This is a genomic window from Mycobacterium sp. IS-836, assembly GCF_001954275.1.
Lineage (GTDB): Bacteria > Actinomycetota > Actinomycetes > Mycobacteriales > Mycobacteriaceae > Mycobacterium.
In genome coordinates this window covers 26,820-53,137 of the sequence record NZ_MBEU01000037.1, presented here as the reverse complement: position 1 = coordinate 53,137, position 26,318 = coordinate 26,820, and the positions used below count along the sequence as shown (strand labels likewise).

At 66.7% G+C, this 26,318-nt stretch carries 26 protein-coding genes; 15 read left to right on the top strand and 11 right to left on the bottom strand.

Annotation, left to right across the window (positions count from 1 at the left end; genetic code table 11):
- Positions 1–58: 58 nt before the first annotated feature.
- Both A5747_RS11345 and A5747_RS11340 read right to left on the bottom strand, forming a co-directional pair.
- A complete protein-coding gene (locus A5747_RS11345; protein WP_076124097.1) occupies positions 59–832 on the bottom strand; it encodes a PIG-L deacetylase family protein in 774 nt (257 codons plus the stop codon).
- Between the two features lie 8 nt (positions 833–840).
- On the bottom strand, positions 841–1,818 hold the full coding sequence (locus tag A5747_RS11340) for an acyl-CoA dehydrogenase (protein WP_076124094.1): 978 nt from the start codon (positions 1,816–1,818) through the stop codon (positions 841–843).
- A 120-nt stretch (positions 1,819–1,938) separates the two neighbouring features.
- Between A5747_RS11340 and A5747_RS11335 the strand changes: the two genes are divergently transcribed.
- A complete protein-coding gene (locus tag A5747_RS11335; RefSeq protein ID WP_076124092.1) occupies positions 1,939–2,529 on the top strand; it encodes a nucleotidyltransferase in 591 nt (196 codons plus the stop codon).
- A 33-nt stretch (positions 2,530–2,562) separates the two neighbouring features.
- Here A5747_RS11335 and A5747_RS11330 read toward each other — a convergent pair whose 3' ends face one another.
- Positions 2,563–2,820 (bottom strand): Rho termination factor, encoded by a 258-nt coding sequence (locus A5747_RS11330; protein ID WP_076124089.1) that lies wholly within the window; start codon positions 2,818–2,820, stop codon positions 2,563–2,565.
- Positions 2,821–2,835: 15 nt separating this feature from the next.
- A complete protein-coding gene (locus tag A5747_RS11325; RefSeq protein ID WP_076124086.1) occupies positions 2,836–4,959 on the bottom strand; it encodes a catalase in 2,124 nt (707 codons plus the stop codon).
- A gap of 151 nt (positions 4,960–5,110) precedes the next feature.
- Here A5747_RS11325 and A5747_RS11320 point away from each other — a divergent pair, with 151 nt between their 5' ends.
- Genes A5747_RS11320 through A5747_RS11310 form a run of 3 tightly spaced genes read left to right on the top strand, consistent with a single transcriptional unit; the run spans position 5,111 to position 8,796 of the window.
- Positions 5,111–6,148: a chemotaxis protein CheB gene (locus tag A5747_RS11320; protein ID WP_076124083.1), complete on the top strand. Its 1,038-nt coding sequence runs from the start codon at positions 5,111–5,113 to the stop codon at positions 6,146–6,148.
- Positions 6,132–6,899 (top strand): STAS domain-containing protein, encoded by a 768-nt coding sequence (locus tag A5747_RS11315; RefSeq protein WP_369805059.1) that lies wholly within the window; start codon positions 6,132–6,134, stop codon positions 6,897–6,899. The genes A5747_RS11320 and A5747_RS11315 overlap by 17 nt, the downstream gene beginning before the upstream one ends.
- A 55-nt stretch (positions 6,900–6,954) precedes the next feature.
- A complete protein-coding gene (locus A5747_RS11310) occupies positions 6,955–8,796 on the top strand; it encodes a CheR family methyltransferase (RefSeq protein WP_076124077.1) in 1,842 nt (613 codons plus the stop codon).
- 28 nt (positions 8,797–8,824) lie between these two features.
- Here A5747_RS11310 and A5747_RS11305 read toward each other — a convergent pair whose 3' ends face one another.
- Entirely contained in the window at positions 8,825–9,703 is an 879-nt protein-coding gene (locus tag A5747_RS11305) for a chemotaxis protein CheB (protein ID WP_076124074.1), read from the bottom strand.
- Between the two features lie 229 nt (positions 9,704–9,932).
- Here A5747_RS11305 and A5747_RS11300 point away from each other — a divergent pair, with 229 nt between their 5' ends.
- The 4 genes from A5747_RS11300 to A5747_RS11285 all read left to right on the top strand — a co-directional run bounded on the left by A5747_RS11300 (position 9,933) and on the right by A5747_RS11285 (position 13,469).
- Positions 9,933–11,138 (top strand): glycosyltransferase, encoded by a 1,206-nt coding sequence (locus A5747_RS11300; RefSeq protein ID WP_076124071.1) that lies wholly within the window; start codon positions 9,933–9,935, stop codon positions 11,136–11,138.
- A 54-nt stretch (positions 11,139–11,192) separates the two neighbouring features.
- A complete protein-coding gene (locus A5747_RS11295; RefSeq protein ID WP_076124069.1) occupies positions 11,193–12,341 on the top strand; it encodes a helix-turn-helix transcriptional regulator in 1,149 nt (382 codons plus the stop codon).
- Positions 12,342–12,528: 187 nt separating this feature from the next.
- Positions 12,529–12,933: an STAS domain-containing protein gene (locus A5747_RS11290; RefSeq protein WP_076124066.1), complete on the top strand. Its 405-nt coding sequence runs from the start codon at positions 12,529–12,531 to the stop codon at positions 12,931–12,933.
- Between the two features lie 77 nt (positions 12,934–13,010).
- Positions 13,011–13,469, top strand: a complete 459-nt coding sequence (locus A5747_RS11285; RefSeq protein WP_076124212.1) for an SRPBCC family protein — start codon at positions 13,011–13,013, stop codon at positions 13,467–13,469.
- 37 nt (positions 13,470–13,506) lie between these two features.
- Here the strand turns inward: A5747_RS11285 and A5747_RS11280 are convergent, their stop codons facing one another.
- Both A5747_RS11280 and A5747_RS11275 read right to left on the bottom strand, forming a co-directional pair.
- Positions 13,507–13,848 carry a hypothetical protein gene (locus A5747_RS11280; protein ID WP_142245528.1) on the bottom strand — a complete coding sequence of 114 codons (342 nt, stop codon included), beginning with the start codon at positions 13,846–13,848 and terminating at the stop codon, positions 13,507–13,509.
- Between the two features lie 10 nt (positions 13,849–13,858).
- Positions 13,859–15,208 (bottom strand): NAD(P)/FAD-dependent oxidoreductase, encoded by a 1,350-nt coding sequence (locus A5747_RS11275; protein ID WP_083700343.1) that lies wholly within the window; start codon positions 15,206–15,208, stop codon positions 13,859–13,861.
- Positions 15,209–15,386: 178 nt separating this feature from the next.
- On the opposite strand from A5747_RS11275, the gene A5747_RS11270 reads away from it, so the two are divergent.
- A complete protein-coding gene (locus A5747_RS11270) occupies positions 15,387–16,376 on the top strand; it encodes an alpha/beta fold hydrolase (protein ID WP_076124062.1) in 990 nt (329 codons plus the stop codon).
- Here the strand turns inward: A5747_RS11270 and A5747_RS11265 are convergent.
- Complete coding sequence (locus A5747_RS11265; protein WP_076124059.1) at positions 16,371–17,720, bottom strand: flavin monoamine oxidase family protein; 1,350 nt, start codon at positions 17,718–17,720, stop codon at positions 16,371–16,373. The two genes, A5747_RS11270 and A5747_RS11265, sit on opposite strands and share 6 nt — an antisense overlap.
- 122 nt (positions 17,721–17,842) lie before the next feature.
- On the opposite strand from A5747_RS11265, the gene A5747_RS11260 reads away from it, so the two are divergent.
- Complete coding sequence (locus A5747_RS11260) at positions 17,843–18,415, top strand: hypothetical protein (protein WP_142245527.1); 573 nt, start codon at positions 17,843–17,845, stop codon at positions 18,413–18,415.
- Positions 18,416–18,473: 58 nt separating this feature from the next.
- Here A5747_RS11260 and A5747_RS11255 read toward each other — a convergent pair whose 3' ends face one another.
- On the bottom strand, positions 18,474–19,589 hold the full coding sequence (locus A5747_RS11255) for a hypothetical protein (protein ID WP_076124055.1): 1,116 nt from the start codon (positions 19,587–19,589) through the stop codon (positions 18,474–18,476).
- Complete coding sequence (locus A5747_RS11250) at positions 19,589–20,749, bottom strand: phosphotransferase family protein (protein WP_076124208.1); 1,161 nt, start codon at positions 20,747–20,749, stop codon at positions 19,589–19,591. Before A5747_RS11250 ends, A5747_RS11255 begins: the two co-directional genes overlap by 1 nt.
- 62 nt (positions 20,750–20,811) lie before the next feature.
- Between A5747_RS11250 and A5747_RS11245 the strand changes: the two genes are divergently transcribed.
- Complete coding sequence (locus A5747_RS11245; RefSeq protein ID WP_076116884.1) at positions 20,812–21,414, top strand: TetR/AcrR family transcriptional regulator; 603 nt, start codon at positions 20,812–20,814, stop codon at positions 21,412–21,414.
- Positions 21,411–22,289 (top strand): SDR family NAD(P)-dependent oxidoreductase, encoded by an 879-nt coding sequence (locus A5747_RS11240; RefSeq protein WP_076124052.1) that lies wholly within the window; start codon positions 21,411–21,413, stop codon positions 22,287–22,289. Before A5747_RS11245 ends, A5747_RS11240 begins: the two co-directional genes overlap by 4 nt.
- Here the strand turns inward: A5747_RS11240 and A5747_RS11235 are convergent.
- A complete protein-coding gene (locus A5747_RS11235; RefSeq protein ID WP_076124050.1) occupies positions 22,286–23,713 on the bottom strand; it encodes a 13E12 repeat family protein in 1,428 nt (475 codons plus the stop codon). The two genes, A5747_RS11240 and A5747_RS11235, sit on opposite strands and share 4 nt — an antisense overlap.
- A gap of 152 nt (positions 23,714–23,865) precedes the next feature.
- On the opposite strand from A5747_RS11235, the gene A5747_RS11230 reads away from it, so the two are divergent.
- From A5747_RS11230 to A5747_RS11220, 3 genes are read left to right on the top strand one after another with little or no spacing between them, the layout of a single operon-like run.
- Complete coding sequence (locus A5747_RS11230) at positions 23,866–24,816, top strand: DUF4129 domain-containing protein (RefSeq protein WP_233148017.1); 951 nt, start codon at positions 23,866–23,868, stop codon at positions 24,814–24,816.
- A complete protein-coding gene (locus A5747_RS11225) occupies positions 24,813–25,295 on the top strand; it encodes a hypothetical protein (protein ID WP_076124045.1) in 483 nt (160 codons plus the stop codon). The genes A5747_RS11230 and A5747_RS11225 overlap by 4 nt, the downstream gene beginning before the upstream one ends.
- Before the next feature lie 33 nt (positions 25,296–25,328).
- Positions 25,329–26,300, top strand: coding sequence for a MoxR family ATPase (locus A5747_RS11220; RefSeq protein WP_076124043.1), 972 nt, complete (start codon positions 25,329–25,331; stop codon positions 26,298–26,300).
- Positions 26,301–26,318: the final 18 nt, after the last annotated feature.

The window sequence follows — 26,318 nt, the reverse complement described above, 5'->3', positions numbered from 1 at the left end:
TCCTTGATGCTGTCACCGGCACATCGGTCCCTGGTGCCGTCACTTGCACATCGCGCGTTCATCGGAACACCAGTTCCCCGACCGCCAGGAGCCGCGCGAGGACGAATGCCGGCAATACGGGTGCCGAGTCTGCGTTTCCCGCCTGGAGTTGGCTGCGAAAGCAATGCGCCGCAAGGCGTTTACGGCTGAGAGCCCACGCGGGCACGGGCACCGAATATGCCCGGTTCCACGGCACCGCAGGATCGGCGGGGTTAGCCCAGTGCCACATCCAGACCGGATACTCCAGCAGCGTGGCACCCGTGCGCGCACACGCCGCCGCGGCAGCGCGCCCGGCTGCCTCGTGGTCGGGGTGGCCGTCGCCGCGCCACGTGGCGGCACACCATGTCCCGGGCCGGGCATCGGCGAGGATGTTGACCAGCGTCTCGGTGAGCCCGCCCTCGTGGTCGGCGATACGGCCGTCGGGCAGGCCCAGTGATATCGGCGGAGGGAGCCCCAAAATGCCCGTTGCCCTGCGTAATTCGTATTTCTGTATCGCTGCCAGACGGAGCCGTTCGGACCGCGACGCGTCGGGCCGGACTGCGCCGCCGTCGCTGACCGACACCACCTGGACGTCGGTGCCCGAGGCGGCCAATTGCGCGATGGTTGCGCCCAGGCCGAGCGTCTCATCGTCGGGATGGGGTGCGACGACGATAAGGCCGGGGCATTCGGTCAGATCCAGTGGCGGCGGGGCACCCCGGTCGAGGGCAGCGAGCCAGATTGGCACCGGGGTGCCGCCGCGGGTCAGCGGCCTGGCGGCAAACCGCGTGCAATTGCTTGTCGCAATGGTCGTCACGGTCGCTCTCACGTGGTCCTCACCTGGTCGTCGGTCGTTCCCCAGCGGTGGTCGCCGGCGAGTCGTCCGAGCTCGGCAAGATCTCGCTCGGCGTGACTCTGTCGGATATAGATGCTCAAATCGGCCACCCGTTGGGCGTGCCGGCCGTCCTGACACAGCGGGCCCGGTCCCAGGGCGCGCCCGGTGCGGGTGATGGCTTCGTCGGCCGCGTGTTCGACGATGCTTCGCACGCGGCGGGCCAGCAGTTGTGCGGTGCCGGCCCGGTCGAATGGGTCGTCGTCGATCTGGGCTGCCGCGGTGGCCAGCATTGCGTCGCCGGCGGCCAGTGCGGCGTCCACCGCACCCAGATGGGCCAGTGAGTAGGCGTCAGCCGATTTGCTTCCGGCGCAACGGTATAGCGGTTCGGCGACCCGGCGCGCGCCGCCGAGCCAGCACGCGGCCACGCCGATCGCGGCGTGCCAGAAGCCGGGGCGGTTCTGGTAGTCACCGGGGTCGCCCACCGCGACGGCGTGGGCGTTGGTGAACTGGACCGGCCGGGTGTCGCTGCCGGCCATCCCGGCGTTCCACCACGTGCTGGGCAGCGCTTTGACGGCATGGTCGAGGACCGCTACCGCGAACAGTCCCCGCCTTCCGTCGTCGAGGCGCGCGGTCACGAGCGCATTGGTGCAGAACCCTGCTCCCTGGCACCACACCTTGGTGCCGTTCAGCGTGAACGCCCCGCGGCTGATCTTGGTGGCCGTCAGCACCGCGTCGGGGGATTCGGCCGCCCAGACGGCCCATAGCTGGCCCGATTCCGGTGGCTTGCCGCCCAATTCGTCCAATATTGCGACGGCGTCGACGTGGGTCTCGGCGATCCGGGCCGCCGCGATGTCCTCTTCGGCGAGGCCCGCCAGGCCTTGCCAGCGCTCAGCGGTACGGCCCGACGCGGGCAGCGGCAACTCGAGTCGTCCCGACTCCAGCCAGTGCTGCACGAGGCCCGCAGTCACGCGCGGTCACCCGACGCCGATCTTTGCACTGACATACCTGGTCGATTGCCCATTTGGCCGACGCCTAAACGACGCTTAAACGGGTTGCGGACGCTGGCCGGCGGGTATCACCTATCCACGATGAACCCCATTCAGACGGATGCCGTTCAGACTGGCGCACACGTGTCCGCCGACTGTGCGCGGTTGCGCGAGGCGCTGCGTGGCGCGGCGTCGGCACTCAAAGAGAATGGGCCGCGTTTCGCGCTGGCGGGCAGCTACGCGCTATGGGCATACGGCGCACCCGAACCCAGCCACGATGTGGATCTGGTGGTCGCCGAGGCCGATGCGGCGGCCGCCGTCGCGACCTTGAACGACGCCGGATTCGCCGTCGAACACCCGCCGGAGGACTGGCTGTTCAAGGCCCGCACCGGAGGCACGGTCGTGGATGTGTTGCACCGGGTGAACGGCGTGCCGGTGGATCGGGCCACCCTGGACTGCGCCGAGCAGCGCGACGTGTTGGCGATATCGATGCCGGTGCTGCCGCCGACCCTGGTGGTTATCCAGAAGTTGCGCGCGCTCAACGAGCACCACTGCGATTTCGCGAAGCTGCTGCCGGCCGTGCGGGCGATCCGCGAACGGCTGGACTGGGATCGCATCAGATCACGGACCGCCGACAACGACTACGCGGTCGCATTCTTGGTGCTGGCCGAGCGGCTGGGGCTCACCGACTAGATTCGACTAGATCTCAGCGACTCAGCCGCGGACTCAGTGGTTACGCAGCTTGGCGACCAGTTTGTCCTTCGTCAGGCCCGAATACCCCGACATACCAAGCTCTTTGGCCCGCTTCTTCAATTCCGGTACCGTCCAGTCGGCGTAGGACCCGGACTTGCCGCCCTTGCGGCCCACCGACGACTTGCCCCGGCTGGCGGCCGCGTTGGAGATCCGCGCGGCTTTCTCTTTGGAGTCGCCCTGTTTGCGTAGCTCCTGGTACATCTTTTCGTTCTTGATCGACGATCTGGGCACGATAAACCTCCTGTGCTATGCGGGGACGGGGTCCGTCTGTCGTTGCCAGCAGCGGTGTTGGGCCAGGGCTGCGGCGAATTCGTCGACGAACTCCTCGGGAAATTCGTCGGCGGCCGCCGTGGTGGTCACGACGGCTTGATCGCTCACGACGCTGTTGTCATCCGCGGGGTTGTCATCGGCGAGCCGGTTCTCAATGTTCGCCGCGCGGAGCAGGTCGATGCCGGCGCCGAACGCACCCACCGGCTTGAGGTGCTTGTATGCCTCGACCACGAAGTGCACGGCGTACCCGTCGTTGGCGAGGGTCGACACCGAGCGCGGTCCGCAGGCCACCACGACGGCGTCGTACAGGACGGACGCCATGGTGGTGAAAGCGCGGTCGACGGGAAGTTCGCCGCCCGATCCGCCCTCCAAAGTTCCGCCGGCAACCGGGGCCAGCACTTCAACCATCGCGCCGCGCTGCTGCATGAGCTCCTTAAAGCGCTGCGTCCCGACGACGTCCACGCCGTCGGCGGCCAGCACCGCGATCTTGCGCGAGGCGATCGTGTCGGGGACGTCGGTGAGCTGGGACAGCGCCGGCGACTCCGGCACGTCGTCGACCTGCTGGCGCTCCGGCTCGGGGAGCCCGAGCTTGGCCGCGACCTGCCCCGCCAGCTCGTGATCGATGTGGGCGAGTTGGCCCACCACCGCCGACCGGATGTCGGGGACCTCGACCTTGCCGAGTTCAAAGGCGAACGCGGCGACGATGTGTTCGGCCTCGACCGCCGACATGCTCTTCCAGAACATTCGCGCCTGACTGTAGTGATTTTCAAAAGACTTGGCGCGCTTGCGCATCGCGGCGCCGTCCATTCGCTGGGTGTAGTGCCGGAAGACGTCGTCATTGGCCAGCGCGGGACACCCGCTACCCAAGGTGTTCTTGTAGTAGCTCGATCGGCCCTGTGGGATCCTGTGCTGACCGTAGCCGTCCTGCTGGTTATTGAGCACCTCGGCTACCGGCCGATTGACCGGCAGTTGCGCAAAATTGGGACCGCCGAGACGGATCAGCTGGGTGTCGAGGTAGGAGAAGTTGCGGAACTGCAACAACGGATCGTTGGTGAAGTCGATCCCCGGTACCACGTTCGCGGTGTGAAACGCCACCTGTTCGGTTTCGGCGAAAAAGTTGTCCGGGTTGCGGTTCAGCACCATCTTCCCCACGGGGCGAACCGGAACCTGTTCCTCGGGAATGATTTTCGTGGCGTCGAGAAGGTCGAAGTCGAACTTGAACTCGTCGGCCTCGGCCACGAGCTGCACACCGAGTTCCCATTCCGGGTACTGGCCCGACTCGATGGCCTCCCACAGGTCGCGGCGGTTGTAATCGGGGTCTTTGCCGGCGACCTTCTGACATTCATCCCAGATCAATGAGTGCACGCCGAGCCGCGGCTTCCAATGGAACTTCACGAAAGTGCCTTCACCGCTGGCGTTTACCAGCCGGAACGTGTGCACTCCGAAGCCCTGCATCATCCGGTAGCTGCGCGGTAGCGCCCGGTCCGACATCAGCCACATGATCGTGTGCAGCGTTTCGGGCTGCAGCGAGACGAAGTCCCACAACGTGTCGTGCGCCGACTGCGCCTGCGGAATCTCGTTGTGCGGCTCGGGTTTGACGGCGTGCACGAAGTCGGGAAACTTGATCCCATCCTGGATGAAGAAGACCGGAAAGTTGTTTCCGACAAGATCGTAATTGCCTTGTGCTGTATAGAATTTGGTGGCAAAGCCGCGCACGTCGCGGACGGTGTCGGCCGAACCGCGCGACCCGGCCACCGTCGAGAAGCGGACGAAGACCGGGGTCTGGGTTCCGGGTGTGGTCAGAAATTTCGCCGCGGTGTACTCGGCCAGCCAGTCGTCGTACGGTTCGAAGAAGCCGTACGCGCCGGCGCCCCGCGCGTGCACCACTCGCTCCGGTATGCGCTCGTGGTCGAAGTGGGTGATCTTCTCCCGGGCGTGGAAATCCTCCAGCAGCGTCGGTCCCCGCTCGCCGACCGTCAGCGAGTCATCGGTGTCGTCGACGCGGACACCCTGCTGGGTGGTCAGGTATCCGGTATCGCGACGGAAGCGGGACGGTTCCAGATCGCGCTGCTTCGGATCGGACGTGTGGTCGCTGCCCATGGGTTCCCTCCTGCCTCACGGCTACATCACGGCGCGGGCTATCCGGTTTTGGGTACCACTGATCAACCGGCGCAAACGGTGGCCCGCGCATCTGTCCACGCATCTATCCACCGGCTCCGCGGTTGCCTACCCTTGAGGGGGGTAGTCGAGAGTGGTGATACAGGCGACCGAGGTAAACGGCGACCTCAATGGCGTCAGTGGCGTAGTGGCGATCGGTGCATCGGCGGGGGGTGTCGAAGCACTGTCGAATCTGGCCGCCGGATTGCCGACCGATCTGCCCTACGCGTACTTGATGGCTTTGCACATTCCCCCCGGTGCACCGAGCATCCTCGCGCGCATCATCGACCGCAGTGGGCCGCTGCCCGCCGCGACGGCCGAGGACGGGGCGTGCCTGCAATCGGGACACATCTATGTCGCGCGCCCGGATCGCCATCTGCTGGTCGCCGACCATCGCGTGGTGCTGTCGCAGGGACCGACCGAGAACGGACATCGGCCGGCGATCAACGCATTGTTCCGCTCGGTTGCATTGGCGTTCGGTCCCCGTGTCGTCGGGATCCTCATGTCTGGTGTGCTCGACGACGGTGTACTGGGGCTGGCAGCGATCCGCTCGCGCGGCGGCAAGACGATCGGCCAGTCGCTCGACGACGCACTTTTTCCGGCGCTGCCGGCCAAGGCGCGCGAAGCGGGCGTGCTGGACCACCTGGCGGCGGCGGCCGACATGGGCGAAATGCTCAAAAAGCTTTCGCAGCTTGAGATCAAGGAGCCGAACATGGAGCCCGACGCTCGGATGGAGCTCGAGAACCGCATCGCCATGACGCGCCGATTCTCCACCAACTTCGATACCCAGGAACTGGGTCCGGCATCGGGGTACACGTGCCCGGACTGCAACGGGTCGTTGGTTTCGATCGGCGAGGGTCACTTCCGCTGCCGCGTGGGTCACGCATGGACACCCGACTCGCTGCTGACCGCCCGCGACAACGAAGTCGAGAACGCGCTGTGGGTCGCCCTGCGCAGCTTGCAGGAAAAGGCGAGGCTGGCCAGGCAACTCGCCGACAACGTCGGGCACGGACCGCTCTACGCGCGGTATACCGCGCTGGCCGCGGAAACCGAAGGTGCCCTGACGGTCCTCGGCCAGCGGCTATCGGCCAGCGCCCCCCGGTCGGGTGATGTCGGTGACGCCGCGGGCTGAATTCACCGAGCCCATCAGGGTTGACGTGGAACGCTGCGACGACGTGGCCTACGTGACGGTCACCGGCGTGTTGGACGGCGCTACCTACCGTGGCTTGCGCGACGCCATCATCAAGGCCGCGCTCGACGAGCCCCGCGCCGTGATCGTCGACGTCAACAACTTATGGGTGCCATCCGGATCCGCGTGGTCGGTATTCACCAGTGCTCGCTGGCACGTCAGTGTCTGGCCGGATGTGCCGATCCTGGTGGTGTGCGAATCGCGGCGATCGGTGCGGGCCATCACCGCCACGGGCGTGTCGCGGTATGTCCCCGTGCACCCGACCCGGCAGTCGGCGCTGGACGCCGTCCGCGATCGGTCGTTACCCGTGCGGCGGCGGGCGCGCACCCAGCTTCCCGACAGCAGGATCAGTGTCGGCCTTGCCCGCGCGATGGTTACCGATTGGCTCACCAAGTGGGACAAGCGTGAGCTGATTCCGGCGGCGGCCACGGTAGCGACAGTCTTCGTCGAAAACGTCCTCGCCCACACCGACAGCGCGCCGGTCCTGATCGTCGAGTCCCACAAGGACAGCGTCACGGTCGCCGTCGAGGACGGCAGTGACCGGCAGGCGGCCCGGCACGAGGATCCCGATCGAGGCGCCGATATCGTGTCCGGGCTGGCGATCGTTTCCGCGCTGTGTCGTGCCTGGCGAAGCACACCGACGGCGTCGGGCAAGACGGTATGGGCCGTCGTCGGTCGCGAAAATAAGTTCTGACGTCGCGAGTAGTGTTCTAGTCCTCCGGCAGACGCTCTCTTCGAAACGGGACCGAATGGACGGCACCACTGACGAAGCCTTCGAGGCCTTGTTGCGCTACATGCGCGATTCCCGCGGCTTCGACTTCACCGGCTACAAGCGGACCTCGCTGATGCGGCGCGTCCGTCACCGGATGGATCAGGCCGGATACACCTCGTTCGAGGAATACCTCGACGTTTTGCAGGCCAGCTCGGACGAATTCGCCTCGCTGTTCAACACCATCCTCATCAACGTCACCGCGTTCTTCCGGGATCCGGAGGCGTGGGAATTCATCAGCGCCGAGGTCATCCCGCGGATGATGGCCGAGCGCGGCCCCGACGACCCGATTCGGGTGTGGAGCGCGGGATGCGCGTCCGGGCAGGAGGCCTACACGTTGGCGATGCTACTGGCGGAAGCGCTGGGTCCCGACGCGTTCCGGCAGCGGGTCAAGATCTACGCCACGGACATCGACGAGGAGGCGCTCGCCGAGGCGCGCACCGCCTCCTACGACTCCAGGGCCGTCGAGTCGGTGCCGCAGGATCTGTTGGCGCGCTATTTCGAGCAGCTCAACGGCCGCTACATATTTCACAAAGATTTGCGCCGCGCGGTGATATTCGGTCGCAACGACCTCGTCAAGGACGCGCCGATCTCCCGCGTCGACTTGCTGGTATGCCGTAATACCCTGATGTACCTCAATGCGGAGACACAACGAAACGTCTTGGGGCGCCTACATTTTGCGCTGGGACCACAGGGCACGCTCTTTCTCGGCCACGCCGAGATGCTGCTGAGCCACGGTGACCGGTTTACCCCGCTGGACCTGAAGAACCGGATCTTTCGCAAGGCAGCGGGGACCCACAACGGGCTAGAACGCTACGATCCGGCCGCGGCATTCTACGACCGGCACGGCGAGCTACCGGGCCTGACCACGGTGCGCGACTTGGCGTTTCGGGCCAGCCCGGTTGCGCAGATCGTGGTCACCGGCGAAGACACCGTGGCGATGATCAACCAGCAGGCGGAGAGCATCTTCGGCCTGTCGGCTCGGGACATCGGCCGGCTGCTGCGCGACCTGGAAGTGTCGTATCGTCCGGTCGAGCTGCGGGCTTACCTGGAGCAGGCCAAGGTGGAGCGGCGTTCGGCGCGGATCCCCGACGTCAAATGGCAACGGCCAGGCGCCGAAACGGTGTGGTTCGAGATCCATATCAACCCGCTCGTCGACGCCGAAAACGGCCTGCTCGGGGTTTCCATCGTGTTCTTCGACGTCACCGCGACGCGCGCGCTGCTGGACAAGGTCGTGCAGACCAACCGCCAGCTCGAGGCGGCCTACGAAGAGCTGCAATCCACCAACGAGGAGCTCGAGACGACCAACGAGGAATTGCAGTCCACCGTCGAGGAGCTCGAGACCACCAACGAGGAATTGCAGTCCACCAACGAAGAACTCGAGACGATGAACGAGGAGTTGCAGTCCACGAACGACGAACTGCACACCATCAACGAAACGCTGCGCGAACGCAGCGTGGAACTCGACGACGCCAAGAACTTCCTGGATTCGCTGATCAACTCCGTCCAGCTGGGAATGGTCGTGGTGGACCGTGAAATGAGGGTGGTCGTGTGGAACCGCGGGTGCGAGGACCTGTGGGGCCTGCGCGCCGACGAGACGACGGGGTCGAAATTGACAGGGCTGGACATCGGCTTGCCCATCGACACGGTGCGTCCGCTGATCGGCAACGCGTTTGTCGACTCCGATACCTCCAGCCAGACGGTGGTGGACGCGGTCAACCGGCGCGGCCGACCCGCGCAAGTCCGGGTCACCTGCACGCCGTTCCGCTCGGCTGGGGAAGACGTCCGCGGGGCGCTGCTACTGATGGAGGTTGTGGGCTAGCATCGCCGCCACGTCTTTGGCCGACTAGTCAGCGTCCCCACTCCGCCGCCGCGCGTGAGGCGGCTTGGTGCGCCAGTTGCGCGCGGCGCAACGACTCTTGGACCCTGCGCCGCGCAACCGCTACCGTCTCCGCGCTGGGGCCGAGGCCCGCGGCCAGCTCCTCGCGTCTGCGCCGCAGTTCGGTCGCTCGCAGCCGGGCGGTTTCGGCGCGGGCGGCCGGGCTGTTGGGGGGCTGGCGTGTCTCGCTGCTGGGCGTCGGGTCGCTCTCTTGACTCGTTTCGGCAGCGTGGTCGACCCTGTCGGAGCCGCTACCCGAGCCACCTCGCCGGGGCAGCGGCGCGCCTCCGACGACGTCGGCCAGGACTGCACCGATCTCATGGATCGGTAGCACCAGGTCGGCGCCGGCTTCAGCCGCGGCCATCGGCATCGAGGGGTAGTCGGCGGTGTCGGGGCTCTGCGCGATCACGATGGCGCCGACTCGCTTCATCGCCGCCGTGCCCTCCGCCCCGTCGCGGCCGGAGCCCGACAACACCACAGCTAACCCCCGCGCACCATACGAGCGGGCCACCGAGGTCAACAGCGCGTCGAAGGGCCGGTCGCCGCGCTCCCGCACTTTGTGCAGGCGGCAGGAACCGTCGGCCTCCAGTTCCATGTGCATTTCCGGCGGGCACACGATCACCTGCCCCGGTTCGAGCGGCTCGCCGTCGGACGCCCAGTCCACCCGATGCTCGGTTGACCTGGCCAGGATCGTGGGCAGCACACTGGCAGACCCGCCGAGATGCTGTTGCACGACGACCGCGGCGGGAAACTCGGGCAGCAGATCATGGAGCACCACGGACAACGCATCCAGGCCGCCCGCTGAGGCCAGCAGAACCACCAGCTCAACAGCCGTGGCTTGGGTCGCCATCTATCCAGTGTCCACCCATTAGCGGTATACGGCAGTCCCGGCGGCGAAGCGCCCCTTCGGCCCCTTTTCCAGCCTGCGTTGTATCCACAATCCGAAGCGTGCGGGACAACAGACGAAGCACCAGGGACGCCGAGTTTCGTCGACAGCGGGTGCTGGGTACGGATTTATTGCGCGTGTTGGCGGGTCAACGGCGCCCGAAGGGATCCCCGAGCCCGGAAGGGAGTCTGCGGTGAAGATCGCGATCGTCGGAGGCGACGACTTCATCGGTGACGACACGAGGCGGCTGTGTACCGCGCTTGCGGCCCAGGGGGAGCACGCCACGGCCTACCTTCGGCAAGCGGATCGACCCACGGGAGAAGTCGGCGCCGATTGGGGCTATCGGGCCGTCGGGCTGAGGGTCGGCCCCGCGAGCGTGGGCAAAGATGCCGCCCTGTTGCCATTCGTCGGTGAGTGGGCGGCCACACTCGAGCGGCTATGGTCCGCGGATCGACCGGACATCGTGCACGCGTACGGATGGCTGGGCGGGCTGGCGGCTCAGCTGGCCGCACGGCGACAAAACCTACCGACCGTTCAGACGTTCGGGCCCCTGGTGTCGTGTCCGCAATCCGCCGGGGGCAAGCGCAAGGTAGCTCGGGTCACCGAGCGCGAACGTATCGAGCCGCTCTTGGCGCGCAATGCGAACTGGGTGACCGTCGAGAGCAGCGCCGACGTCTCCGCGCTGGCCAGGGTGCGGCATGGTCGGGCGCGGGTGTCCGTCCTGACGAGCGGCGTCGACGTCGAGCAGTACACCTCGGTGGGTCCGGTGCTGGGCCGCACCAACCTGCATCGTGTCCTATGTATGGCGCCGAACCCGTTGCCGGGCAACGGCTTCGACCTCGCGATTGGCGCGATGCCAAGGGTTCCGGATACCGAGCTTGTCGTCGCGGAGACAGATATCACCGACCGTGTCACCGACCGTGTCACCGACCGTACCCACACCAAGGCGCGCAATGGTCTGAAACGTCTTGCCGCAGAATTGGGCGTGGCCGACCGGGTGCGATTCGTCGGTACCGTGTCCGGTGCCGAGCTATCGATGATGGTGCGATCCGCCGATGTTCTCGCGTGCACACCTCGGCAGCCACCGCGGGCAACGCCCGCGTTAGCGGCCATGGCCAGCGGGGTGGCGGTGGTCGCCTTGCCGGTCGGTGTCCTGGCCGACGTGGTCGTTGATTCAGTAACCGGGTTGATGTTGGACCACCCCAACGACTTGGCTGCGACGTTGAGAAGCCTTTTGGCACAAGAGTTTCGGTGCCAGAGTATGGGTGCGGCGGGTCGCTGCAGAGTATTGTCGCGCTTCACCTGGGACCGGGTCGCGCTCGACGCGCTGAACATATACCGGCAGCTCGGTTCCGAACAGTCGCCGACCCGATCGTTGCAGCCGACAGCCGTTCGGTGACGCGATGGGCGCTGCGCGGAGTAGTCTTTGTTAGGCCCGATGCCGAGCCATACAATGACGAGCATCACCGAAAACGTAGCCTCCGGCCCCGTCCCGGGCTCAGCCGGTGAGTTCAGCGCGGTTCACGTCGACCTGCACAACGCAGATCATGCCGGTCCGGCCCGCGCCCATGACGCGGATCCCGGCGCCATGCACGCCCCGGCTGCCGTCAGGTACGAGCAATTCCGCACCGGCGATCCCGTTGCGGCGACTCGATTCTTCGCCGACGCCTACAAACCCGGCTGGCTGATTACGGGCCTCGCTCGGGGCTCGACCGTCGCCCATCGGCGGTGCGAAGCGGCTGAACTGACTTTCGACGAGGTGATGATTAAGGGTCGGATGGCGTGCAAGATTCCACCCGCCGACTCCGTTCTCGTGATCCAGCCCCGCGCGGGATCTTTGTCGGTGACGGGTGGTCCACTGCCGATCGCGGACTCTCCGCTGCTGATAGCCCACGGCATGTCCTGCGTGGTGCACGTGAACGGCGCCCGCTTCGACGTTGTCACCGTCGGCGCCGACGCGCTGCGCAAGGTCGCCGCCGACCGCCTTGCTCCGGTACCGCAGCACATTCGCTTCCTCAGCTCGCGCCCACGCTCGGGCGCCGCCGTGCGCGCGTGGCATCGAGCGCTGGATTACGTGATAGCCACCCTTGCTTCGTCGGATGCCGTGCACCAACCGTTGATCGCCGGGGCGGCGGCGCCCCTACTGGCCACGGCGCTGCTCGAATGCTACCCGTCGAACGTCACCCTGCAGCAGGATCTGCTGAGTGACCCCGCGGTGCCGGAAACGCTGAAAGACGCGGTGAAATTCATCCATCGCCACGCCGCCGGTGACGTCGGCGTCGGCGATGTGGCGGCCGCCGTGCATCTGACGCCCCGAGCGGTGCAATACCTCTTCCGGCAGCGGCTCGACACCACCCCGACGGAGTATCTGCGTCGCGTTCGGCTGCATCGCGCGCACCAGGACTTGATGAACGGCGACCGTTCTGGGACCACCGTTACCGAGGTTGCGCAGCGATGGGGTTTTGCCCACACGGGCCGGTTCGCGGTGCTCTATCGGCAGACCTATGGCCAGAGCCCACATACGACACTCAACAATGAGCTGACTGCAAGCCGAAAAACGAAGCGGATCAGTGGACCCGAGCCAGGAAACGAAGGCTCCTAGGCTGCTCGGGCAGGCCGAACAAGCCCGGAATAGCCTGTGCGGCAGGGTGTTCGCACCCGGCCGTCGAATTGCGCGGCCTGGTTCGGCATCGCTCGGTGCGGCCGCGGGCGTACGCTTTACCTCAGGTTGAGTCCACAGCCCCCGTTCACCCGGGGCTATCGTCACCACCCTAGATGGGCGCAATCACATGGCTGCCTTTGTCTTCTCCGCACCGGATCTCCACAGACCAGAGCTGATCGACTGTGCCGGGGCACAACTGTGTGTTCAAGAGCGGGGCCCGGCGACGGTCGTACGCGTCGGCGGCGAAATCGACGCGTCGAACGCGGACTTGGTATCCCGGGCGATCCGCCGCATTGAGCGGCCGGACGTTCCTCTGATCCTTGATTTGCGTCTCCTCGAGTTTCTCGATGTAGCCGGCCTTCGCGCGCTGATCATCCTCAATCACGAAAACCAAGAAGCCAGGTTGCGGTGCGACATGGTCGGCGGTCCGACGCTGCGTCGGCTCACCCGAGTCGTGGCCGACCACGGCTTGCCTCTCGTCGATTCGGTTCCCGAAGCCCTGCAGCTCGTCGAAGAATCGCAGCACACTTGAACGAAAAACCCTCGTAAGCAAAGCTTTACGCCAGACCCCCTCGCCAGCACGGGTCGAATGGCGTCTAGCATGTGGTCATGGTCGAGATTCATTTGGAGCGGACGATCGCCGCGCCGGTGGACCAGGTCTTCGACTGGTTGGCCGACCCGGCCAACCTGGCGGCCGCTCCGCTGGTCCTCAAGGCCGGTTACGCGAAGGACTCCGCGGCGCCCGGCGCGGGTGCGGTGCGCGAGGTGGTCGGGCTTGGCACGTGGTTTCGCGAAGAAATCACGGCCTACGATCGGCCGCACAGCTACTCCTACCTCATCGTCCGGTCCTTCCCGCCGTTCGACCACGAGGGCGGGACCCTGACGTTCACGCCTTCGGGCGCGTCTTCGGGCACGTCTTCGGGTGGCGGCACTGACGTCGACTGGCTGACTAACTACACCCATCCGGCGGTGGCCGGCGGCAAGGTGCTCGAGGCCATCAGCCTTCGGCTGCTGCGTTCCAGCTTCCTTGCGATCCTCAACGCCTGCGCGAGGGCCCTGGAGCGTTAGCCCGCGAATTCTGCTGTGGCACTCGCCGACTCGGCCATTAGTGATGCGGGTTGACCGAGTTGGCTAACTCCCCTCCGATGACGAAGGTGACGACGATCAGCGCCACGGCGATCGTCGGCCATACCCACATGACCCGGCCGCGGTTGGCCGCGACGGCGACGCCCGCGATCGCGACTATCGCGCCGATCGCGATACCACCCCACGTCACGGGGTAGACCCAATCGAGCGCCGCGGTGTTGCAGTTGTCTCCACACGCGTCGGTCGCCATTGCGAAAAAGAACGAGATAAGTAGGGAAAGCGACGCCGTCGTTGCCGCGACCGTCAACATGATCACAGTCGCCACGACGTCGGCCGTCGAACGCCCCTTCGGAGCCGTCACATTCACACCTTTACCCGACCCTTACCCGTCGCATCAATTGGCCGGCGGCGTAGCGGCCGCTGAGCACGGCGCCGGTCACGGTCGCCGGATTGTCGACGCCGACGGCCTCGCCCGCGAGATAGAGCCGGTCGTCGATCGGCTGCTGCAGCTGCCGCCGGTCGTCGAGGCCGGAGCCGGGTGCGTGGAATGAATAGGCGCCGCGGGCGTAGGGGTCGGTGGTCCACGTCGACGTCGCGACCTCGACGGGCGCGATGTCGTCGCCGAACAGCTGCCGCGCAATGGGCAGCGCGCCGGCCATGAGATCCCTCGGGGAGGACGACTCCACCGCGCGGCCGCGGTCACCGGCGTTGAACGCCAACACAATCGGACCCGAGGCGCCCGGCAAGGTGAACCATTGCGACCACGCGCCGGGCTCGTGTCCGAGGTACAGGTAGAAGGCGTTCTCCGCGTCCCAGGTGCGCCGGCTGAAGCGGAAGTAGCTCTTGGACAGCACGCCGAAGCCGAGCGCGTCAATCGCGTGGGCGTGTCCGTCCGGAAGGGGCGGATCGAAGGCGATGGCACCGGATTTCAGCACACCAAGCGGAACCGTCACGATCGCGGCGGGTCCCTCGAAGGAGCGGTCTTTCGTGCGCACCACGACGGAGCGGTCTCGTCGCGCGATCGCGGTTACCGGGCTATTCAGCACGATCTGCAGCCCCTCGGCCAGGAGCCGCGGCAGGGCGTCGTACCCGGTTGTGATCACGTCCTGGTCGCCGCCGCAGTAATCGCCCTTGTCAAATGTCTTGGCGGACAGCTGATCCGCGCCGGCCGCGTACTCGTCCTCGATCTCGGTGGCGACGAAAAATGCCAACTGGGCGCGGTCGGACTCGGAAAGTTCGGCGTCGGTGGCAGCGGCGTGGACCGCGGCGCCGAGACTGCCGCCGTCGGCGTCGTCGCGGGCCTGGTCGACGAACGTGCGCCAGTGCCGTGGGTGGTAGTCCAGCGACGGCAGCCGCGGGTCAACCGCGAGCTTCGTCCACCCGTGATAGTCGGTCGGAACATGCCGTGCCTGCGCCCGCCGTGCCAGGTCCGTCAGCGGGTTGTTCGTCGTGCCGTGGATCCAGGACGCGCCCATCTCGAGCGGAGCGCCCCAATCGCGGTTGGTGTACACCCTGCCGCCGATGCGATCGCGGGCTTCGATCAGGCGCACCGGCCACCCCGCGTCGGCGAGGCTGCGTGCGGCGGATAAACCCGCCATCCCCGCGCCGACGATGAGGACCGATCTGGTGTCCGGTGGCGATGGGGGATCCGACGCGCAGGCGGCCACCAGCGTCCCCCCGACCACGCTCGTCGTGGCCGCGAAAAACTCCCGACGCGACATCGGGGACACGTTGGTCAGCGTCTCACACCCGGCCGGACTTAGCTGGATGATTGTTGGACGGGCGTCCGAAATTTCCGGGATGCATTTGGCCGATTCCGGCCAGTCCCTCGTTGATTCCACGTAAACTCGGTCACATCCAGGGTGCGGCAACGGGGCCGTGTTCGAGGGGGGAGCAGCGATGAGTGCTCGACAAGCGACAAGCGCGATTCACCGGCTGCCTGATGCACTGCCCCCGAGCCGCACTCTGACGGTCCGCGGGGCCGACGGCACCCCGCTTCACACGGAGGTCTTCGGGCCGCCCGACGGCTATCCGATTGTTCTGACGCACGGCATCACCTGCGCGATCCGCGCGTGGACATATCAGATCGCCGACCTCGCCTCCGACTATCGGGTGATTGCCTTCGACCATCGCGGCCACGGCCGCAGCGGTGTCCCCAAGGGTAAGGGGCGCGGCGGCTATAGCCTCGAACACCTTGCGTCCGACCTGAATTCGGTGCTGGAGGCGACGTTGGCGCCGCACGAGCGTGCGGTGCTGGCGGGGCACTCGATGGGTGGCATCACCATCGCCGCCTGGTCGGCGCACTACCGCGACAGGGTTCGCCAGCGCGCCGACGCGGTCGCGCTGATCAACACCACCACCGGGGACCTGGTGCGCGAAGTGAAGCTGATGTCGGTCCCCAGGGAACTGCGTGGATTTTCGGAGGCCCGCGTCATGGCCGCGCGCGGATTGATCGGCGCGTTCGGCGGGTTTGCGGTGCCCACCGCGGCCCGGTTCGCGAGTCGCTACCTGGTTGCGATGCTGGCGGTCGGCAGGGACGCCGACCCGAGCGCTGCGCGGCTCATCTACGAGCTGTTCGCTCGGACATCACCGGCGGGGCGCGGCGGCTGCGCGAAGATGCTCGTGGATGCCCTGGGTTCGCGCTACCTCGAGTTGGACGGTTTGACGGTGCCGACGTTGGTCATCGGCAGCGAACGCGATCGTCTGACGCCGATCGGTCAGTCCCGCAGGATCGCGCGCACCGCGCCCAACATCGTCGGACTTGTCGAGCTGCCGGGCGGACACTGCTCGATGCTGGAACACCCTCACGAGGTGAACGGACAGCTGCGAACACTGGCCGAATCCGTGACCCACAGGCTGCCGGCCCGCGAGGTACAGCTCAGCTCATAACAGGAGGGCGGCGATCTCCGCGGCCGCCCGCTGGCCCGACCGGACGGCGCCGTCGAGATACCCCGTCCACTCGTCCGCGGTCTCGGTGCCGGCCCAGTGAATGGGACCGACGGGCTCGCGCAACCACGGACCGTATCGCGTCCACGACCCGGGTGGCACGGCCGCAGTGGGGCCGCCGGGTGCGAAATCCTCTGCGCCCCAACGGTGATCGACATAGTCGAGCGGTTTGAGCGCCTCTTCCCCGAACAGGCTGGCGAAGCAGCGCAACGCATCGCGGCGGCGTTGGTCGGTGGGTAGCGAGTCGAATGCGCGGGCGTCGACGAACCCCATCAAGATGCCGGGCCCGTCGGCGTGCGGGCTGACGTCGAAAGTGATGAACACCGGGCCCTTGTCGGACAGCGCCTGGCCCGAGAAGCCGTCGTCCCGCCAGAACGGCGTGGAGTAGGCCGCGTAAGCCTTGCTGAGCCGGCCCTGCGGCCAATTCTTGGCCAGCTCGGTGTACTCGGGCGGCAGCGGGGGAGCGAATTCGATAGATGCGCGATGGGCCGGGGGGATGGCGACGATGACGAACCCGCCCTCGGTCTGGCCGCGATCGGAGGACACCGTCACGCCCGCACCGTGTCTTTCGATCCGGCGCACCGGCGCGTTGAGCATTACCCGGTCGCCCAGTTCGGCGGCCGCCGCCTCGGCGATCTGCTGGGTGCCGCCCGGGAAACGATCCTGCTGCGCACCGTTTTCGACGTCGAGCAGCCGGTCCAGGCCGCCGGCGGCGTGCGTGTAGCGGGCGGCGTGCAACATCGATACGTCGTCGGGTTCGCACCCCCACGTCACCCGCGCCATGATGGCGAGCAGGTCGCGGGACGAGGCGGTGGCGCGCATCGCGCGCAGCCACTCGCCGAGCGAGAGGTCGTCGAGCTCGCGGGCGCGGCGCGCGTCCCACGGTGCTGCCAGCGGGATGCTGCGCGCAATTCTGTCGAATTGCCAACGCAGCCTGCCGATGTCGATCAGCCCGGTCAGTGAGAGCTTGGGGATGGTGCCGCGGTACGAACGCGCCCAGCCGCGCCAGTGGATCACGTTCTTGCCATCGTGGTGTGTCGGCGCGGTCGCGACGTCGAGCTCGGCCGCCAGCGCCAGTACCGCGTCCTGGGTCGGGCCGACGAACGTGCCGCCCAGATCGGCGGGCAATCCCGCGACGCTGCCGGTGAACGAACGGCCGCCGACCCGGTCGCGGCCCTCGAAGACCAGCACATCATGACCCTGTCGCGCCAGCTCCCGCGCCGCGGTCAACCCGGCAAAGCCAGCCCCTACCACGACGACGTCGACAATCCGGGGAGGGTCGGTCACGGACTCTAGTCAACCGCATTTTGACGCGTTCGTAGCATAATTCTGGATTGCCCGGTCTTTCCGGGTCGTCGTCCGGGGTGACGACAACGGTTGAGCAGGTGCATTAAAAGCCGTGAAATGACTTGACGTTGGCTTTTGACATGGTCGCGGACATGGTTGCTGAGTGGGAGTTATCCGAACCGGTGCGTACGGACGCCGGGATGTTCGCGATCTGGCAACCGGAGCGCTTCGGCGCCATCACGGACTTCGAAAGCTGGGAGGACGAGGTATCCGAGGATGCGGCGCTGCTGCGGCACATCGAGGCGGGCGCGTTCGTGCCGATCTACATCGGGGGCGACGGGGCGTTCCAGTTCGCGGTGCGGGGTGGTCGGACCCGGCCCGGGTTGACCGACCGCGAGCAGCGATATCGCCTGGTCTCCTCCGAGCCGTACTTGTTCGTCAGCCGGGGCTCTGCGCGCTTGGGCGGGCTGGAGGCTGTCGGGTGGGACGACGGTGACTTCTTGGCGCTCCCGCTGCCCCCCGGCCGCTACGCGGTTCACGTGCACCTGATCGAGTGGAATGCGGAGCCGGGCGCGGCCGGTCCCGACGGGAAACCCACCGCCAACGCGCTGCCGGACTTCGTCATCGAAATCTCGAACCCGGTCGGCGCCGAACGCTTCCGGACCAGTTTGCAAACTTTCGAGCGGCCCAGCTAGGCGGGCTTAGCCGAAAGACTTAGCCGAAAGACCTAGCCGAAAGACCTAGCCGAAAGACCTAGGGCGCCACCGTTAACCAGTCCTTGAAGCCCGACGGGTCGTGGCGGCCCAGCGCGCCGTGCTCGTAGAGGCCCCAGCCTTCGACCGGTTCGCCGTCGCCGTCGCGGCACAGCGCACGCCCGACATGGTCGATCACGCCAAAGCCGGAGCGCCCGATGATCGCCGGGTCGGTCATGTCGTACGTCAGGCGTTCGACGAACTTTTCGCCTTTCCACATGCCGTGCAGCCAGTCCGAATCGCCGCCGTATCCGCCGCCCACGTGGATGGGCACCGGCAGCTTGGACTCCACGTCGAAGTGGACAGGGGTGCCGTCGGGGGCGGTCGCGTCGATGGTGGCGCCGGTCGGGATGCGGGTACCGGAGCGGTAGTGAATCTTGACCCGCGGCCAGCCCAGCTGTTCGACCCTGCCGTCGCGCCAAACCCGGGTGCAGTCGTTGAGCGAACGGAACCCGTCGGGCTCCTCCTGGATGATCAGCACGATCGCGAACTCGTCGAAGGCCATCGGCACGTAGAGCCACCACATGCCCTCGAATGGCGGGTCGGCGGGCCGGCCTGCCGGCTCGGGTTCGCCAATCGGCCGGATGCCCCAGGACCGATCGCGGCTGCCGAGCCAGGTCGCGGAGTCGACGGCGATCTCCTGCCCGTCGATGGCGATGCGGCCGCTCCAGGAGCCGAGCTGGGCGAAGCGCTGCGCGTCCAGGGTCACCCGGTTGCCGGACCGCATCAGGTGCGGCTGTTCCTGGACGACGTCGAACAGGCCTTCCCAGGTGAGATCGGCTGCGATTCCTTCGGTTTCGTCGAGGACCAGCCGGAGTTTGTGCAGCGGCTCGATCACCTCGATCCGGTAGCCGTTGACGTTCTGGTTGAGCCGGTCCTGGTCAATGGCGTCGGACAGGTGCACCGCGGTCTGCGTGTCGCCACGCCTGACGAGAAAGAACGCGTCCTTGACCCCGAGGTTGGGGTAGTAGCCGATGCCGCTGATCACGAAGATGTCCCCGGTGCGGTCGTGGGCGTTGAAGTAGGAACGGTCGTAGAAGTTGCGGTCCGAGGAACCCGGCCATGCGATCGGTTGTGGAATTTGATGTACCGGGAACTCGTCAAGCGGGCCAAGCATTACTGATCCTCTCCCTTTAAACCTTCACCGATTAGACCCTCGCCGATTAAACGGCGCATCAATCCGGCGTGATAGAACAGCGATTCGACGTCGTCGGGTTTTTCGGTTTCGCCGAAGTGCACGCGTCGCGCGCCGGTGCGCATGAAAACGACGGCCCACATCACCCCCGAGTAGACGTAGAACCAATGCAGGTCGCCCACGTCGACGCCGGTGAGTCGCTGATAGGTGGCACGGACGTCGTCCTCACGCATCACCTCGGGCAGGCCCGGCAGCGTCGCCAGACCGGCGAGCTCTTGAAACACCATGTGCGCGAATATCATCCAGGCAACGTCGAGCTCCCGTGGCCCCAGCGCGACCATTTCCCAGTCCAGCACCGCGACCGGGGCAAAGTCGCGGTACAGCACGTTGCCCACCCGCGCGTCGCCCCACAGCAGCACGGGCTCTCGCGCGTCCACCTCGTGCGGCCAGTTGTCCTCGAGCCACTCGAAAGTCCGCTCCAGCAGCGGCGATCGGCCGATGTCGGGCACCGCGAAGTCGTACCAGGACCGCACCCAATTGAAGTGCCCGCGCAGGGCGGTATCGCCACCTTGAGAGAGAAACTCAAATGTCTTCTGGGCGTTTGGGATTGCGTGCAACTTGGCCAGCACGCCCACCGTGGCGTCCTGCAGTTCGCGCTGGCGCTCGGCGGGCGCATCGGCGAACCAATTGCCGCCGAAGGTGTAGGGCATGACGTCCGGTGGGACCTCGCCGTCGACGTAGTCCATGAGGAAGAAGGGTGTGCCCAGAACCTCTCCGGTGGGCTCGAGCCAGCGCACCCGGGGGACCGGGACATCGGTGAGTTCGCCGACCTTGCGAATGACTTCGAATTGGTGGTCCAGGCGATAGGTCGGAAAGACCTGGACGTCCTCGGCGCTGGGCGCCACCCGCGCCACGAGTTTTTGCTCGATCGGCTGCCCGTCCTGTTGCCAGCGGGCAGAGAGAATGATGGTTTCCGACGACATGCCCGTGGCGTCAACGCCGCTTTCGACCGTCACCTCGGGTTTCGCCCCGTCGGGCAGCACGGTCGACAGCCACTGCGCCATCACCGCGGGCAGCGTGGTGACGTCGCGGCTGGATCGCTGAAGTCGGTCGACTTTGTCCAGCACGGGTTCATTCGACACGGGTGCTTCCATTCTTCGAGACTTCTGCTGATACTCGCAATTACGATACGGTAGGTAGCGTTATGAAAGCAGACCCGTCCTACCTTGACAAGGCCCCGGGCGCCGGCCGGCCCCGGGACCCGCGCATCGACTCGGCGATCCTGTCGGCGACCGCGGAACTGCTTGTGGAGATCGGCTATTCGAACCTCAGCCTGGCCGCGGTGGCCGAGCGCGCAGGCACCACGAAATCGGCGCTGTATCGCCGGTGGTCGAGCAAGGCAGAGCTGGTGCACGAGGCGGCTTTTCCGACGGCACCGACCGCGCTGGAGTCCCCGGCCGGTGACATCGCCGCCGACGTCCGGATGATGATCGCGGCGACCCGCGATGTGTTCACCACGCCGGTGGTGCGGGCCGCGTTGCCCGGGTTGGTGGCCGACATGACGGCCGATCCCGATCTCAACGCGAGGGTGATGTCGCGATTCACCGACCTGTTCATCGCGGTCCGGGTGCGCCTTCGCGAGGCCGTCGACCGCGGCGAGGCGCACTCCGAGGTGGATCCGGATCGGTTGATCGAGCTGATTGGGGGAGCGACGATGCTGCGGATGCTGTTACGCCCGGACGAAAAACTGGACGATGCGTGGGTGGATCAAACGACCGCGATCGTCGTGCACGGGGTAACGGGATGACGGGCCGGCTTGCGGGCCGGGCCGCGATCGTCACCGGCGGCAGCCGCGGCCTGGGCCGGGCGATCGCGCTGGCGCTCGCGGCCGACGGCGCGGCGGTGGCCGTCGCCGGGCGCACCGAGCAGGTGTGGGACGACCGGTTGCCGGGAACCATCGGTGAGACCGTCGCCGAGGTCGAGGCGACCGGCGGACACGCGGTGGCCGTGCGTGCCGATCTGACCGACCGCGACGACATCGCCCGGTTGGTGGATGCGGCACGAGAAGCACTGGGCCCCATCACAATTCTGGTCAACAACGCCGCCTTCACCGCCCCCGGCCGGCCGCCTGGGGGACGAGGGCGCCCCAAGCCGCCGGCCCAGTCCGCAAAGCCCGCATCTGCCGGCGCAAAGCCCGACTGGCCGGGTTTCGTCAGCACACCCCTGCACGCGTTTCGGCGGCACTTCGAGATCGCAGTCTTTGCCGCCTACGAGCTGATGCAGTTGGTGTGCCCGGACATGATCGACGCGGGTGGCGGCTCGATCGTCAACATCACGTCGGTCGCGTCCCGGATGCCCGGCGACGGCCCCTACGCCGACCGCAGCGGCGGAGTGCTGCCGGGATACGGCGGGTCCAAGGCCGCGCTCGAGCACCTCACCCAGTGCGCGGCGTTCGATCTTGCCGACCACAACATCGCGGTCAACGCGTTAGCGCCGTCGAAGCCGATTCTTACCCCGGGCCTGGCGTATTATGCTCGCGAGTTTGTCGATACCGCCCCTGCGGACGAATTCGCCCGGGCCGCAGTGCAGTTGGCGCTGGTGGACCCGCGCGAGGTTACCGGGCGCACGATCGGCCACAGCGAGGTCCTGGACGGCAGCTTCCGTCCGTTCACATTCGGCTAACCGTCGTCCTCCTCGGGCGGGTCGGGATCGCCGCGGAGAAGTTCGTCGGGGTGGTGAGCATGATTGATTTCGGGCGGCCCGCTGCCGTCCGTCCAGCCAAGTCGCCCGTTTTCGGTTACTACGGTGTGCCATTCGCCCCGGCTTGCCTTGCCGTGGTCGCAACCGCAAGCGAAAAACAGCTTGTCCGCATCCGTGCGGCCATCCGCCATCCAGTCGGGTGCGTGGTGAACCTCGCAGCGATAGCCCGGTTCCAGGCAGTTGGGGTGGGTGCAGCCGCGGTCGCGCGCGTAGCAGATCAGCCTCTGGTCGGCGGTGGCGATCCGCTTTTGCCTTCCCAGATACAGCGGCCGGCCGGTGTGCTCGTCGAACACCGCCAGGTAGTGAATTGCTTTGGCGGCCAGGCGGATCAGGTCCGGCATGGGCAGCCTGGAACCGCCGCCGGTTCGCGCGGGTGCGGGCATCGGGACCGATGCGTTGGACACGGCGTGTGCCGCCCGGTCGAGTTCGGCCAGGGTGGTGGTGACGATCACCGTGACCGGGTGGCCTCGGTGCTGACCGAGCCCACCGGATGAGATCGCCGTCGCCATACCCAACTTGAACGCGTCGTGGCAGCGCTGCGCGGGTGTGCGGTCGTCGCGCGCATCGGCACGGGTGTCCGGGCCGTCGGGGCCGTTCGGGTTGTCCGGGCTGTCGGCGTCGTCCGATCGGTGGCGGCCGGGCCGCACGGCGGCGTCGATGGCTTCGAAGTACGCGCGGGCTTCGGGGTCGAGCCATCCATGCAACCGGGACATGCCGTCGGGTCCCTGCGCGCCGAGCTGCAGCCCGCGGCGGCGGGCACGATCGCCGTCGGTGAAAAGGCCGTCGGGATTGAGGTAGTCGGCGATGCGCTGCCCCAGTTTGGTGATCACGCCGGCATCGAGCTTGCGCGCGTGCTGGACTAACGTGCGTTCGGCTTCTGCCGCGTCGGTGGGCGAGACGCAGGCCGGCAGCACGTCGACCGCCCGGCATACCGCGCGGATGTGGTCCTCGCCGACCGCGCCGGCTTCGATCGCGTCTGCCAACTCCGGCAACTCGGGCGCCAGCCGCGGCCCGGTAAGCGAGCGCCGCGGTCGAATCCTCGCCGCCAGTTTGAAGCGGCGAGTGATTTCTTGCGGTGTGATGCGCAGCCGGGCCCAGAGCGCGTCGCGCACCGCGGGCATGAATCCGGTCCCATCCGGCGGGTCGGCGATCTCGCCGAAGAAGCGATACATCAGCCCGCGGTTGACGCGCTCCTGGGTTTCCAGCCGTTCGGCTACGTCGACGCGGAAGTTGTTCCCTACCAGTTCCGAGGGGGTCTCGCGCAGCACTAGGTGGGCGGCGTCGATCGCATCGAGGGCGGCGCTGATCCGCTCCCGTGCCTGCTCGTCGCTCATCCGGATACCCATGGGCGCAATTCTATCGAACTTGTGTTCGAATCCACGCACGTTCATGCAGCTAGCTCGCGTTTTGTGGATGAAACGCTGACTGTGGATAACCTGGCGTTACGCGTGCCTGACGTGCAAGCATCGACTTGCAGGTATGAGGAAAGCGTGTGCCAATGCCCGACAAGCCGACGGGGCGCGTTGTTGCGCTGATCGTGCTGCTGATCGTTGTCGCCGCAGCCCTGCGCGGATATCTCCCGGCACGCGAAGGCGCGGCGCACACCGAATCGGGCCCCAACCGGGTGGCGTTCGTTTTCGTCGTTGCGGCTCTGAGCGTGACGCTCGCGCTGGTCGCGTTCGCGGTCATCGCGCGATTGCGGGATCCACGCGCGATTGCGCCCTATAACCGGGACCTGTCCGAAATGCTCGGCACCGGCAGGGGTCGGCCGAACTGGCGCGTGGTGCTGATCGGGCTCGCCGTGATCGTGGCATGGTTGCTTATCGCGACGCTGGTGTCCCGAGCGCTTCCGCACGGCGTGGCTCCGCCCCCACAGACCCCGGCACCCAGCGCACCCCCGACGGCGCAAGTCAATCCGCAGCCGCCCCCGCCGCAGCGTCCGCAACACGACAACGGGGACATGTACGGAATCCTCCTGGCCACCACCGTCCCGATGCTGTTGATCATCGTCGCGGGGTCGGCCGTCATGTCCCGGCGGCGGTGGAGGGCGTCCAAACCGGGCACGGTCTCCGATGACCACACCGACGACTACGTGGAGCCGGCGTCGGCACCCAAACCTTCGGAATCGCTTGTGCGAGCGGCCGAACTCGGGCTCGCCGAGATTGGTGACCTCAATCGCGAACCGCGCGAGGCCATCATCGCGTGCTACGCCGCGATGGAAAGCGAGCTCGCGAATTTTCCCGGGGCCGCCCCTCAGGATTTCGACACCCCGACCGAGGTACTGGGCCGAGCCGTCGAACACCATGCGCTGCACGCGGACAACGCGGTGCAGCTGGTGAACCTGTTCGAAGAAGCACGATTCAGTCCGCACGTGATGAACGAGGGACATCGTGACATAGCGGTACAGGTGCTGCGGCTGGTCCTTGCCGAGTTGCGGAGCCCGGCATGAAAAGGCTTATTTCCCTGGGCGTTTGCCTGATCGTCGGCGTTGAGCTGCTGGCGCTGATCGTGCACGATCGCCGCTTCGTCTTGGTGGCCTCCGGTGTCGCCCTGGCGTTGATCCTGCTCAGCGTCCGTCGTGTCCTGGCACACGGGACGCGATCCACGGCCGAGCCGGATGCCGACGATCTGGGGGATTCGTTGCGCCGGTGGCTCGCCACCACCGAGACCACCATCCGCTGGTCGGAGTCCACCCGATCCGACTGGGACAGGCATCTGCGCCCGATGCTTGCGCGGCGATATGAAATGGCAACGGGCCAAAGGCAAGCCAAAGATCCGGCGGGTTTTCACTCGACGGGCCAAATGCTGTTCGGCGACGAATTGTGGGAATGGGTGAATCCCAACAATGTCGTGCGCGGCGGTGACCACCGGCCCGGTCCCGGCCGAGCGGCGTTCGAAGAGATTCTCCGGAGGCTGGAAGAGGTGTGAGAGGAAAGGTATGACAGCGGATATGACACTGATATGACGACCATGCCGGCCGCGACGACCACCGCGAATTGCGAGGCGGTGCTCGATGAAATCGAACGCGTGGTGGTGGGAAAGCGCGCCGCACTCACGCTGATCCTCACCGCGGTGCTCGCGCGCGGCCACGTACTCATCGAAGACCTGCCGGGCCTCGGCAAGACGCTGATCGCCAGATCCTTCGCCGCGGCACTGGGGCTGCGATTCACCCGCGTGCAGTTCACGCCGGATCTGCTGCCCGCGGACCTGCTCGGCTCGACGATCTACGACATGCAGTCCGGGCGTTTCGCGTTCCGCGCCGGGCCAATCTTCACCAATCTGTTGCTCGCCGACGAGATCAACCGCACGCCGCCCAAGACCCAGGCGGCCCTGCTGGAGGCGATGGCCGAAGGCCAGGTAAGCATCGACGGCGAAACTCATAAGCTGCCAACGCCATTCATCGTCCTGGCAACCGACAATCCGATCGAGTATGAAGGCACCTATCCGTTACCTGAGGCGCAGCTTGATCGGTTCGCGATCCGGCTGGAACTGCGATACCTCTCCGAGCGTGACGAAACCTCGATGCTGCGCCGACGGCTGGAGCGCGGTTCGGCCGAGCCGACCGTCAGTCAAGTTGTGGACGCGCCCGATCTGCTGGCGATGCGCGAATCGGTCGAGCAGGTGACGGTGCACGAGGACGTCTTGCATTACGTGGTCTCCCTGGCCAACGCCACCCGGCACCACCCGCAGGTCGCCGTCGGCGCCAGCCCCCGTGCGGAACTCGACCTGGTTCAACTCGCGCGCGCCCGTGCGCTGTTGCTCGGCCGGGACTATGTGATCCCCGAGGACGTCAAGGCGCTGGCCACCGCCGCGGTCGCGCACCGCATCACGCTGCGGCCGGAGATGTGGGTGAGGAAGGTGCAGGGCGTCGACATCATCGAAGAACTGCTGCGGCGATTGCCGGTGCCCCGGGCGCGAGGGGGGACCGGATGAGCACGACTGGATAAGCCC